Here is a 13,480-nt window from a genome sequence, read left to right as displayed (position 1 = left end):
CGTCCTGACGAAGATGCCGGACAATCGTCGAGTCCTTGATACCGGGCATTCGTTCCCGGAGACCGCGTGCGGCGTCTGCCAGGTCCCGCCGGGTGGGCACGGTTCGGCGACTGGCCTTCCCCGACGTGCCCGTCGACGCGGATCCACGGGAGGAGCGGGTGTAGCCCGCGCGATCCGTGGGTTTCAGTCGGTCGAGCCATACATCGGGAGTACGGTCGGGCTGGTCGTCATTCTCCCAGTCATGCCGGGAATCGGATGAATTCCGACCCTCCGCGTTGGTGTACCAGTCGCTGATGGTTCGCCTGACTACCACGCTGCCCTCCGATGCCGTCGGACCGGGACTTGGCCACAGAGGAGCCGAGCGCATGTTCGTCTCCGCCATGCAAGGAACTCGATGCTATTCGTGGCGGAGTCGTCCCCGGAAGCGGCTGTTCGTCCTACTCGGATGACGAATGGTTGACTGCGATGAAAGTTCGAACGCAAACTCTCCACCACGCGGTGCCTCGTTCCACCGCTCGTCCGTCGACGGCAGCCACCGGCAATGCCCATGCCGCGCCCGCCAGGAGCAGTCGGAGGTAAGAGTTGCGCTACCAGATCCACTTCCAGGGCGAGCTGCCCGCCGACGCTTTGCGCCGATTCCTGAGCGAGGAATTCGGCGTCTCACCGGATGCGGTCTACGTCGGGCGAATCGAGGACCGGGCGGTCGATGATCCTCGGCCGGTCGCCATGCTCAATCCTCCAGACAATGACGAGGAATTCGGCTGGATCCTGACCGGTGACACCGAGCTCGCCGACGCCACCGGTCAGGGGGAGCGAGAGTTGGCGGCCACCCTCGCCCGAACCTTCGGTGTGCGGGCGCTGGCCGACTACGGCAGCATCTACCCCGACCGGTGGGTGCTGGTCAGCACCGACGGCAGCAGTGGCCGGGTCCTCACCGACGAGGATGCCGCGGCCGACGGGCACCTGCGGGTCGTGCATGCTCTCGAACCGATCAGCGGAGAGCCGCAGCTCGTCGTCGTACCGCCACCGGACTCGGCCCGCGACTGGTGACCGCCTAACTGGTGGCGATCCGCCGCCGCTTGGCCACCGTCGTCGCGCGGTATGCCGGCAGTTCGACCCGGACACCGGCGCGACTCTCGCCGCACCGCAGCGAAGCCGACCCACGCTCCTAACTGGCGAAATCCACACTGCTTCGACAAGGTTGAGCGATCCGGAGAAGGGTCGTGAGTCCGAATCGTCGCGGAATGTCGAGCAGGCTTCGGGGTGGATCCGATTATCCTGCTCACGGAGTTGTAAGGTGAGCTGCATCAATCATAATCCGGCGAATTTGCCGGACTCTTTTCGAGGTCGCCGCGAGTGAGCCTCACCAACCGGCGGCAACGACTTGCGTTTTTGAATAGACTAGTGATGTAGTTGTCTGCGAACTCGTCGTTGACGTGTTCCGTAACGAAGTGCAAGACAATGGGCGTGATGATGTCTACAATCTTGAGTTGGGTTTGCCAGTCCGCGAAGGGATCGTCAATTATAGAAACGTTGATCCAGTCAAGAACCAGGTGAGCAACGATCCTGTTGCCCTGGATCGCGATTGATTTCTCGCGACCCACGCGCTTGGCGACTTCTTTGCTCAGCGATGCGTCGACATGTCTCAAGACCTGAACGCTATGCCACACCCGAGCGGCAGTTATATCGGGCGGAAATAGGCGCCGATACGGTTCGCTGTTGGTTTCCCAAAGACGTCCGATGCTGCTCTTGGCCAACACGGCATAGCCCGTATCTGATGCGCAGGCGAGGGCTACGGTCGCTTCCTCAACCGAACAGCCTTCATCTCCGGTCGGGCTCTGCTCGCCGCGTTTGATCGCGTATCGACGCCCCAGTAGAGACGCGAATTCCAATCGCAGTCGTTCCTGCACCGAATCGAGGGCAACGAAGTCGCGATTCTCTACACTGTTTTGTGTGTTCGTGGCCCTAGTGACCTCGACGCCAAAACCGTCCGGGCATCCCTCTAGAGATATCAGGCGAACCCACACCCGGGCATCCGCTACTGCCTCTGCATCCTGTCGAGCTGCCGCGTCAATGCTTGCGACAGTCTGTGCGCCGTTGACGACGCTAATTCCCGTGAGGCCAAATTGCCCAACTTCACGTGCAGAGATGCCAGTGGGGGTGAGCCGTTGCATCCGTTTACAAAGCACAGTGATGCCGTTGTTGAAATACCAGAAGTCGCTCGGACGTTCGCGAAGAGTCCGGACCAAAGCGGCGTTGACCGCAGTGCCACCGAGCGCCCGTCGGATGTTCCTCTCAAACAGCTTGTCGCCGTAATCTTTATACCAGGCTGCGATCTCGGACCCGCTTACCATCCCATAAAGCGCTTCGTAGGGTTCGGAAAGCTTCCCCCACTGTTGTAGTGTGACGTGAAGATTGACCTGAGGTGGCGTGACGCCTTCCACGAGCATTGCACGAAGCTCGCGCAACCCGAGCACGCGTTGCTCGATGATCTCACCAGCCTCGTTCATGTTGCCGCAGGTTTTGTCCAGTACTGCTTGCGCCTCTGACCCCAGCTTCGAGGGGCCGTTGGTTGCGACGACAAGGCAAATCTTTAGTTGCGGCGTCTCTAGCGCGGCTTCGATTTGCGGGATGAGTGGCTTCAGTTTGGCATTGAAGGCCTCGTAGTTTCCATCGGTAAGCGCCTTCAATCCCTCAATAAACTTGAGCGTGTCTCCGAGGTCGATTGTCTTGGTTCCGGCTTCATGCCACTTGGTTTGAACCAGAATGATCTTTGCTGTGGCGCCGTCAATGGCAATGGCGTCGATGCCGTGGTCCCCGAACCCGTCTACGCTTGCCGCAGCCGCCTGGTCCAGGCTGCAGCCAGTAAGATGTTGGACCACAAAGGCTGCCAATCCCCGTGAGAGCAACGCGCTCGGACGGGCCGTTGCTGGCGCGTCGGACACATCGATCCGCTCAGCGAAATCTCGAGTGATGGCCGCCTTTAATTGGCGGATATGAATTGCAGTCATGATCTGCGTCCTTTGAAGGGGAGTGGCCATAGTAGAACGTGGACAGGCAGATTGCCAGGGGTGGCGGACCGATGAGGGCTTCCCGCAACTTCGATCGTCCGTGGGTGCCGGCGGCGTCATTCCAATTTCCCTGATCCTTGTTATGGCGGGCCAGGTCGTTGACAGAGGCCCATGCATCTCGCCCACGGGGGCCAGGGGGTCGAGGTGTCGCGAATCTGACTCGGCCTGCCGGAAGGCTGTCGACCAGGTCAACCCTGGTAAGGGGTGCAGTAGCATGCGGCAGTGATCCGCTCATGAGGCCGACCATCGCCGCCGACACCCTGCGTCGGACCCTCACCCAATACCTGACCACCACCTTCGGCTTGACCGAGGACGGCGTACGTCATGGTCTGGAAGGCTTCCTCTCCCACCCGGAGCAGGGCATCTTCCGCGGCCCGTACCTGCGGATCCGCACTCCCTTTCGCCCGGCGGAGGGCGACTGGCGGGCGAGCCTCGACTGGGCACCGGCTGACTTCGCCCCTTACCTGCACCAGGCGAACGCGTTCGCCCGGCTGTCGACGAAGGGCAGGGCGGCCGAGCCGACCCTGATCACCACCGGCACGGGCTCGGGCAAGACGGAGTCGTTCCTGATCCCGGTGCTGGATCACTGCCGTCGGCAGAAGCAGCAGGGCAGGGCCGGGGTCAAGGCGATCCTGCTCTATCCGATGAACGCCCTCGCGACGGATCAGACGTCTCGCATCAACGAGTTGCTCACTGACCCGGCGCTCAGCCAGGTCACCGCCGGTCTCTACATCGGCGACGTCGCGGCCATCGAGTATCCGCACGTGTTCACCAAACGGTCGGAGATGCGGCGCACGCCGCCGGACATCCTGATCACCAACTACAAGATGCTGGACCTGCTGCTCCAGCGCGCCGACGACCTGCCGCTCTGGGAGGGCGCCGAGCCGGCGTACGTGGTGCTGGACGAGTTCCACACCTACGACGGCGCGCAGGGCACCGACGTGGCGATGCTGCTGCGCCGGCTCGCCGCCGCGCTCGACCTCGACGAGCCGGGGCGACCGCTCGGGCCGATCTGCCCGGTGGCGACCTCCGCGACGCTCGGTGAGGGCGGCGGCCGGGACGGTCGTACCGCGATCCGTGAGGTCGCCGAGCAGGTCTTCGGCATCGCCTTCGACGCCGGTTCTCTGGTGGGGGAGGACCGGTACGAAGCCGGCGAGTTCATCACCAGCCAGGACTTCAGCCTGCCGCTGCCCACCCCGGAACAGCTCGCGGCCGTCGATGACCGCGACGCCAAGGAGATGATGGCCAAGGTCGCCGAGCTGGTCGTCGGCGAGCGCTGTCTCGGCGACCCGACGCGCCTCGGTGGTCTGCTCCGTCAGCATCCGTTGACGAAGGCGGTGCTCGACTCGCTCCAGACGCGGCCGTGCACCCTCGACGAGATCATCGACGTGCTGCCCCGCAAGAACGCCACCGGCTGGGGCAGCGTGATGAAGACCCCGCCCGAGATCACGGCGAAGGCTCTCGCCCGATTCGTCGGTCTGCTCTCCGTTGCGCAGAACCCGGCGGCTCCCGGCCGCCCACTGCTCAACATCGAAACCCACCTGTGGGTACGCGCCGTCTCCCGCCTGCTGCGCGGCACCTCCCACCAGGCGGCCTTCGGCTGGTACGGCGAAGCGCCGCGCGAGCTGGACCCGTACGCCACCGACGCCGACGTGGTGGTGGCCGACAACCGCTATCCCCGACTGCCAGCCATCTACTGCCGGCACTGCGGTCGCTCGGGCTGGATGGCGCTGTCGCCGGAGAAGGACCCGCAGGAGCTGGAGACCGACCCGGACAAGATCTACCGCGCCAGCGTCGGTCGGGACAAGCGCCGGGTCCGCGCGCTGATCGCCGCGACCGAAGACGAGGTACGCCAGCGCTCCCGTGGCCTGCTGGTCCTGGAATACGGCCGTCGGGTGCGCCCCTTCGACGAGCAGCGCGACCGCAAGCCCACCGACGACGCGATCGTCGTGCTCGGTGACGTTCTCGACGTCGACGGTGCCGAGAAGGACCGCTGCCCGTCCTGCGAGCTGGACCACGGCATCCGCTTCCTCGGTGCCGGCCTGGCCACCCTCGCCTCGGTGGCGATCACGCAGCTCTTCACCGGTGGGGAGCTTGACGAGGCCGAGAAGAAGACGTTGCTCTTCAACGACTCGGTGCAGGATGCCGCGCATCGCGCCGGTTTCGTCGCCAACCGGTCCTACTCGTTCTCGCTGCGCTCCCTGCTCGCCGGCCGGCTGACGGCCGGGGAGTCGATCGGGCTCGACGACCTCTTCGTCAAGATGATCGAGGAGGCGGCGCAGCCGGAGATCCTCTCCACCGTCGTGCCGCCGGACCTGCACGACCAGCCCGGTGTCGACAGCCTGCTCGCCGGTGAGCACACCGGCAGCCGGGAGACCTGGGAGCTGATCAGCGAACGGCTCGTCTTCGCCACCGTGATGGAGACCGGGCTGCGCTCCCGTCAGGGCCGCACCCTGGAGTTGACGCGCAGCGTCGCCGTCGAGGTCGCTCTCGATGATCCGGCGGGAGCCGCCGCGATCTGCCGGGACGTCCACCTGACCGGCCCCGGCAATATCGCCGGATCACCCCCGGACGACGTCCGCTACCTCGCCTTCCTCCGTGGTCTGCTGGAACGGCTGCGTATCCGGGGCGCGGTGTTCCACGAGTGGCTGGTGCCGTACCTGAAGCGCGGTGGCACCCGGTGGCAGATCTGGGGCGGTCGTCCCGCCGGGATGCCCGCGTTCCCGAAGGGTCTGTCTGCGCCCGCGTTCCTGCTCGCGACGCCGAAGTCCCGCTCGGAGTTCGACGTGATCACCGCGCGGGGCAACTGGTATCAGGACTGGACGTCCCGCTGCCTCGGCCTCGACTCCGGCGACGCCGCCGGCTTCCTCAGCCGGCTGCTGCCGGCCCTCGCCGCCGCCGACGTGGTCGCGGTCGGCGACACCGAGGATGGCAACACGGTGTACGGGCTGATGCCCGGCCACCTGCGGGTGACCCGACTCGACGACGCGTCCGCCGCAGCGGCCGGGGTCGGCTGCGACACCTGCCACTGGCAGCAGACGGAGCATCCCGACCGGGTGGCCGACTGGATCGGGCAGCCGTGCCGGCAGTACCGCTGCCGTGGTCAGCTCCAGGCCGCCCACGACGACACCGCTCCCGACGACTACTACCGGCGGCTCTACCTCGACAGCCCGGTGTTCCGGGTGGTCACCGGCGAACACACCGGCATGCTCACCCGCGCCCAGCGGGAGACGGTGGAGAAGCAGTTCCGCGACGGCGAGCGCTACACCGACCCCAACGTGCTCTCCTGCACGCCCACCCTGGAGATGGGCATCGACATCGGCGCCCTCTCCGCAGTGGTGCTGGCGTCGCTCCCGCACGGCCCGGCCAACTACGTCCAGCGAGCCGGCCGCGCCGGTCGCAGGAGCGGAAACGCGCTCGTGCTGACCCTGGTCGGGCGAACCGAGCGGGACCGCTACTACCTCACCGACCCGCGTGACATGATCGCCGGCCAGATCGTCCCGCCCGGCTGTTTCCTCTCCGCCGTGGAGATCCTGCGCCGCCAGTACCTCGCCCACCTGATCGACCTGGCCGCCCGCGGCCGCCTGGCCGGAGTGCTGCCGATGCCACGGCGGGCGCACGTGCTGTTCGGTCCGACCGGTTGGCTGACCGGCCTCGCTGAGGCTGGTCGTCGCGACGGTGGCCGGCTGGTGGAGGAGTTCCTGACCCTCTTCGGCGACAAGGTCCTGCGGGCCGCCGCCGACCAACTGCGGGAGTTCGCGGTGGACGGCATCGTCCACCGGGTCAAGGAAGCCGACGAGGTATGGGAATTCCGGTTGGCCGACCTGCGTCGTCGAATGCAGGAACTCGCCACCGCCCGGGGCACGCTGGTGCCCAGCGACCCGGACCACGCCCGCGAAATCAAGATGTTGAAGGCCGAGGAGGGTGCGGTCCGTCGCCGGCTGCGGGAGGTCAGCGCGGCTGCCGCACACGGCACCCTGGTCGAGTTCGGTCTGCTGCCCAACTACGCGCTCATCGACACCCGGACCGACCTGGAAGCCACCCTCACCTGGGAGGACAAGACCGACGGCGACCGCCGGTTCCACAGCGAACTCCGCGAGTACGCGCGCCCCGCCCGCCAGGCGCTGGTCGAGATCGCCCCTGGCAACAGCTACTACGTGCGGGGTTACAAACACGAGATCTCCGGGCTCGACGTCGGTCCGGTGGACCGGCCGGCGTACGAGCAGTGGCGGGTCTGTGCCCAGTGCGGCTACGTCCGCACCCACCTCGCCAAGGAGGACACCAGCGCCTGCCCGCGTTGCGCGGACCCGGGCATCGCCGATCACGGACGACTGTTCCAGGTCCTGCAACCGACCCGGGTGCTCAGCCGCGACAAGCGCGACGACGCCCGGATCCGCGACGACAGCGACGATCGGGACCGGCGCTTCTACGCCACCACGGTCGCCGTCGACGTCGATCCGGCAAAGGTCGATTCGTCCTGGCGGCACGCCCATGACACCTTCGGTGTCGACTACAGCCGGCACGCGATGATCCGTCATTTCAATTTGGGCGCGCAGCGTTACGACCGAGCAGCCGAACTCTTTGCTGGCGAGGAGGTGCGGATCAACCGGTTCCACGCCTGCACCTCCTGCGGCGGGACCACGGTCGACGGTGCCCCCGCGGTGAGTCAACAACTCGCCGCGCAGGCCTCCGGCTCCGCCGTCGTGCAGGGTGCCGAGCACCACCGGCCCTGGTGTCCCTACCGGCGCTCGCCAGCCGCCGCGGACGCCCATGTCGACCTGATCCTCGCCCACGAGCTGGAAACCGAGGCGCTGCGCATCCTGATCCCCGCCGCGACCGCCGTCGTGCAGGAGCGCATCGCGTCGTTCACCGCCGCCATCCGCCTCGGCATCGCCGCGCAGTACGGCGGCGACCCCACGCACCTTCAGGCCGTGTCGGCCACCATGCCGGACGGGCAGAGCGACGGGACGCGCAACTTCGTGGTCGTCTACGACACTCAGCCGCAGGGCACCGGCTATCTGCACCGACTCGCCAAGCCGGAGGAGTTCCGCGCAATCCTGGAGCTGGCGCGGCAGCGGATCGCCGACTGCGTCTGCCGACACGAAGGCAGGGCGGTGTGTCACCGCTGCCTTCTTCGTCACGCGCGCAACGAGCACTTCGCCCTGATGAGCCGCGACGAGGCGCTGGGCATGCTGGACAAGCTCCTCGACAACTGGGACGTCCAGGAGGGCACCCGCACGGACGAGATCTCGCTGATCCACCAGGTGGAGAGCGAGCTGGAGATGCGTTTCCTCACCAAGTTGCTGGCGCTTGGCGAGACACCCAACTCGGGCCTACGCATCGATCGGCGGACCGATCACGACGGTGCCCGCATCGCCGACCTGCGGTTCGTCCGCGACAACGGCCAGAGCGTCACCCACTGGCAGATGAAACTGCAGAACACCGTTCGAGGCACCCGCCCCGACGTCCACTTCAAACGCCTCGACGCGCCGTCACCCGAAGTGGCCGTCTACCTCGACGGATTCAAGTACCACGCCTCGTCCCAATACAACCGGCTCGCCGACGACGCGGAGAAGCGGGCCCGGCTGCGCGCCCACGGCTACCTGGTCTTCGCCGCCACCTGGGACGACGTCAAAACCTGGGGGAGCGCGGACGGGCAGGGGCGGTGGACCCCGTACGGCGGGGTCAGCAAGCAGGCGGCCCGGGAGCGATACCGGCAGTTCCTTCCCGGCGCCGACCCGGACGAGCTCGAGGAGACCATCTGGGTCAATCCGATCGAGCAGCTGATGCGCTTCCTCGCCAATCCCGACCTCACCCGGTGGCAGCGTCGGGCCGAAGCCACTCTGGCGGGCATGCTCAAACAGGCCCGGAACAACACCGCCACCGATTCCGGGGGCGTGGCGGAGCGGCTCTTGGCGGCATTGCGCGGCGAGCCCCTGCCCAGCCCGACCGTAGGGAAGATCATGATCGCCCGCGCCCGGGACAACGCGGACTGCCCGGTGACCCTCGTCGTCGACGGGCGTAGCAAGCCTCTGCCGACGTGGTCGGCGCTGACTGTCCTCGACGACCTGCCGGCCGCCGTGACCGGGGCGGGTCACAAGGACCGCTGGGCCGGGTGGCTTGCCTGGGGCAACGTCATCCAGTTCCTCGGCAATGGCGGCGGTGACGCCGGCCAGCTCGCCGTGTCCACCCTCGACGTCTTCGAGCCGGCCTCGATGGCGGTCACCGAGGGCACCGGCCTCGTGCTGGCGCAACGCGCGCTGCCGCTCGACGAGGAGACGGCAACGTGGCTCGGCGTCGCGGCGCAGCCGGTGGCGGCCGAGCCCGAAACGCTCGACACGGAGTCGCCGTGGCGGGACGTCCTGCGCTACCTGGACCCGGGCGAGAACACCCTGGATCAGCTCGTCCAGCAGCTCGCCCGGCAGGATCTGCCCGCACCGGTCGTCGGCTACGAGCTGGGCGACCAGGGCTGGCAGGCTGAGCTGGCCTGGCCGGATCGGCGGATCGCCATCGTGCTCACCGGCCCGACCGACGACCCGGAGACGGAAGACCGCGACCGGGCGTACGCGGAGGCGGGCTGGCACGCCCGTACCGCTCGGGACTGGTCGGTTGACGAGCTGGCGGCAGAGATCAAGGCGACGAGCGGGGGAGAACGTCGATGAGCATCGGAGCAACAACCCTGCGGATGCTGGACCGCGCCGACAAGGAGGTCATGAAGCTCACCCGCGCCGACATCGGAGCGGTCTACGAGTTCATGCACAAGTTTCGGCACAACCCGGAGAACCCCGGGCTCAACCTGAAGGCGCTCAACAGCGACTCCCGGCTGATGTCCGCCCGGGTCAACAAGGACTATCGGGCGCTGCTGCTGCACATCGCCGAGCGTGACTACCTGCTCGTCGCCGTCAAGCACCGGGGTGAGGTGTACGACGACCTCACCCGCTACGCGTACCGCATCAACCGGATCACCGGCGGCATCGAAGTCGTCGACATGGCGCCCGTTGGTGACAGCATCATCGGCCGGGTCGTGCCGCCGGATGTTGAGCCTGAGCCGGCGCAGAAGCCGCTCTTCGACACCTACACCGATACCCAACTGCTGGATCTCGGCGTCTCCGAGCCGCTGCTACCACAGATCCGGGAACTGACCACCGAGGCCGAGCTGCTGGAACTGCTCGACCGGGCGCCGCAGCTCACCACCGACGTGCTCTTCGCGCTCTTCGACGGCACCCCCTACGACGACGTGCTCCAACAGGTCACCGACCCGGTACGCGCCGACGAGCCGGTCGACCCCGAGGACTTCGAGGCGGCGGTGCAACGCCCCGCCACGCAGGTGACCTCCGACGACGAGGCTTTGCAGGCGATGCTCGGCGAAGCCTTCGAGCGGTGGCAGATCTTCCTGCACCCCACCCAGCGGAAGCTGGTCGAGCGCCGTTACAACGGCCCAGCGCGGGTTGGCGGTGGCCCAGGCACCGGCAAGACGATCGTCGCCCTGCACCGGGTGGCACACCTTGCCCGGCAGTTGTCGCCGGGCGTGGACAAGCCGATCCTGCTCACCACCTTCAACCGGAACCTGGCTGCCGACCTGCGGACCCGCCTGATGGCGTTGGGTGGGCAGGAGCTGGTGTCGCGCGTCGACATCGTCAACATCGACCGGTTGGCCAGCCGGGTGGTGGCCGAAGCCAAGGCGGGCGGCAGCCGACGCGTGGTGGACGACAATCGCGTCCTTGAGCTGTGGGACGAGTTCCTCATCGAGGCTGGGGAGACGGCCTGGGAGGCGGAGTTCCTGGTCGCTGAGTGGACCCAGGTGATCCTCGGTCAGGTGCTCAACTCGCGGACGGACTACTTCAAGGCCCGCCGCCCCAACCGCGGCCGCAGCCTGTCCCGGATCGAGCGGGACCAGATCTGGCAGCTGACCGAGCGCTTCACCACCTGGCTGGAGAACCGCGGCGTCTGGACCTGGCGACAGGTGGCACAACGGGCTGCCCGCCTTGAGATGGACCGCACGGCCCAGAACGCCGGCGTCACCGGCGAGTCGTCCGGCGGGTTCTACCGGCCGCGCTACCGCCACGTGGTGGTCGACGAGGCGCAGGACCTCAGCGCCGCCCACTGGAAGATGCTGCGTGCCATGGTCGCGCCAGGCCCGGACGACATGTTCCTCACCGGCGACACCCACCAGCGCATCTACGACAACCACGTCACGTTGAGCAGCCTCGGCGTCAACATCCGCGGTCGGTCGTCCCGGCTCACGCTGAGCTACCGCACCACCCGGCAGATCCTCGCCGACGCCCTGCAGATCATGACCGGGGAGGTGTACGACGACCTCGACGGCGGTGAGGAGGACCTGGCGGGCTACCGGTCGCTGCTGCGTGGCGGCCGCCCGGTCTTTCGCGGTGCCGCGACGTGGGCGCAGGAGCGGGACCTGATCGTCGAGCAGTTGCGCAGTTGGGGCAACCCGACCGACGGCTCGGTTGCTATCTGCGTACCGACCAAGGACCTGGCGGCGGACGTCATCAGCCGGCTGGAGGCTGACGGGTTGTCGGTGGTGGAGATCGGCCCGGACGGCCCGAAGCGGCCCGACGGCGTGCACATCGGCACGATGCACCGGTTCAAGGGCCTGGAATACCAGCGCATGATCATTGCTGGGGTTACTGACGGCCTGGTGCCTCGGCAGATGATCAACAGGTACCGGGACACTGACCCGAAGCGCTACCAGCGTGAACGCCAGCGCGACCGGTCGCTGCTCTTCGTCGCCGCCACCCGTTCGCGCGACGAGCTTGCGGTGTTCTGGCACGGCACGCCCAGCCCGTTCCTGACCGGGCGACTCGTACAGCGACAGCTAGCCTGATTGCCGGCTCCTGCTCAGGCGGGGCCGGCGTGCGATGCGGGGGAGGCTGTAGATGCAGGCGGGGGATCGTATCGGTGATCGGTACGAGTTGACGTATCCGGTCGGTCGCGGAGGAATGGGTCAGGTCTGGGCCGGCTTCGACGAGCGGCTCGACCGGCCGGTGGCGATCAAGTTTCTCCGGCAGTTGGAGGTGCCGGAGGACGAGCGCGAGACGGCGGGCAAGCGTTTCCGGCGGGAGGCGAGAGCGACCGCCAGACTCGACCATCCCGGCGTGCCGGCCGTACACGACCTGGGCGTACACGGTGAAGACCTCTTCCTCGTCATGCAGCTTGTGCCGGGGATTGTCCTCGCCGACCACATCGCCGAGCAGGAACGACTGCCTGTCGGCGAGGCGGCTTCCATTGCCGCGCAGGTCTGTTCCGTGCTCGCGGCTGCCCACGCCGCCTCCCTCGTGCACCGTGACCTGAAGCCCCAGAACCTCATGATCACCCCGACGGGGGTGGTCAAAGTGCTCGACTTCGGCGTGGCCGCGCTGCTTGGCGCGGCCGAAACATCACGCCTCACCGCGACCGGGCGCACGCTCGGCACCCCCACCTACATCGCACCCGAGCAGGCCCAGGGCGGCCCTGTCGGGCCTGCCGCCGATCTGTACGCCTTGGGCTGCATCTTTTTCGAGATGATCGGCGGGAGCCCTCCCTATGAGGCGGCGAACGCCCCGGACATGATGCGCCGTCACCTAGATGCGCCGATTCCCATCATCACTGAGTTTCGATCGGACGTGCCTGACGACCTGGCGCACCTTCTCTACTGCCTGCTAGCCAAGGATCCAGCGGAAAGGCCAGCGTCGGCTGCCGAGGTTCGTCAGCTCCTTTTGCCGTTCCTCGACGGCGGGGTGGTGGACGCCCGAACCGACAAGAAGCTCACCAGCGCTGTTCGGCCCCCCGCTCCCGTCTCCGTGCCGCCGCAGAGGTCCCCGCAGGAGCTGATGGAGCTGCGGGCGCAGGCAAGGGAGCTCGCCGAGAACGAGCGCTTCGTGCAGGCTGCCGAGGTGTTGAAGCGGGCCCTCGGCTCAGTGCCACAGGGCGGCGAGCCTTTCGCTAACGAGATCGTCGTGCTGCGAGTGGATCTCGCGAACCTCTTGATGCTCGCGGGTGATTTTCGACAGGCCCGTCATGCATTCGAGGCGTTGGCCAGAGACCTGGACCAGTCGGAAGGACAACAGGATCTCGTCGAGGAGTGCCGCCACCAGGCGTTGGCCTGCCAGCTTGAGATGGGCGAGTCCGACTCTCTGGTTCCAGCACGCAACACTGCATGATCCGCTCCTGCAACCCCCACCGGTTGCAGCGAAGAAAATCAATGCAAAGCGGCTAAATTGCTGCCTGAACCGTTGTGTCTCCACCCCGGACCGTCGCACGCTGATCACAGCACGGCGGCCGCCCGGTCCCCCCGAACGGCCGCCGTGCTTCCCCGAACACCCCCTCGCTGAGCAGCCGCGATGCCGTACCGCCGAGTGGAGCTGCGGCGTCAGGGCGGGTTGGGTCTGCCCGCACGGGATGGGCGGGCAGGC

At 67.1% G+C, this 13,480-nt stretch carries 5 protein-coding genes; 4 read left to right on the top strand and 1 reads right to left on the bottom strand.

Going from position 1 to position 13,480, the window contains the following annotated elements; translation table 11 throughout:
* Window positions 1–582 precede the first annotated feature (582 nt).
* Window positions 583–1,050 (top strand): hypothetical protein, encoded by a 468-nt coding sequence (locus tag OG811_RS29205; protein ID WP_406070331.1) that lies wholly within the window; start codon window positions 583–585, stop codon window positions 1,048–1,050.
* A gap of 257 nt (window positions 1,051–1,307) precedes the next feature.
* Here the strand turns inward: OG811_RS29205 and OG811_RS29200 are convergent, their stop codons facing one another.
* A complete protein-coding gene (locus OG811_RS29200) occupies window positions 1,308–3,011 on the bottom strand; it encodes an AIPR family protein (RefSeq protein WP_406070329.1) in 1,704 nt (567 codons plus the stop codon).
* A gap of 293 nt (window positions 3,012–3,304) precedes the next feature.
* Here OG811_RS29200 and OG811_RS29195 point away from each other — a divergent pair, with 293 nt between their 5' ends.
* From OG811_RS29195 to OG811_RS29185, 3 genes are read left to right on the top strand one after another with little or no spacing between them, the layout of a single operon-like run.
* Complete coding sequence (locus tag OG811_RS29195) at window positions 3,305–9,733, top strand: DEAD/DEAH box helicase (RefSeq protein WP_406070328.1); 6,429 nt, start codon at window positions 3,305–3,307, stop codon at window positions 9,731–9,733.
* The gene (locus OG811_RS29190) at window positions 9,730–11,913 is read left to right on the top strand and encodes a UvrD-helicase domain-containing protein (protein ID WP_406070326.1); all 2,184 of its coding nucleotides are present in this window, start codon (window positions 9,730–9,732) and stop codon (window positions 11,911–11,913) included. The genes OG811_RS29195 and OG811_RS29190 overlap by 4 nt, the downstream gene beginning before the upstream one ends.
* Window positions 11,914–11,965: 52 nt before the next feature.
* A complete protein-coding gene (locus tag OG811_RS29185) occupies window positions 11,966–13,228 on the top strand; it encodes a protein kinase domain-containing protein (protein ID WP_406070324.1) in 1,263 nt (420 codons plus the stop codon).
* Window positions 13,229–13,480 lie beyond the last annotated feature (252 nt).

The sequence above is a fragment of the Micromonospora sp. NBC_01638 genome (genome assembly GCF_045209745.1).
GTDB lineage: Bacteria > Actinomycetota > Actinomycetes > Mycobacteriales > Micromonosporaceae > Micromonospora.
Note: the sequence above shows the minus strand (reverse complement) of the source record. Positions and strands in the feature narration are given on the sequence as shown.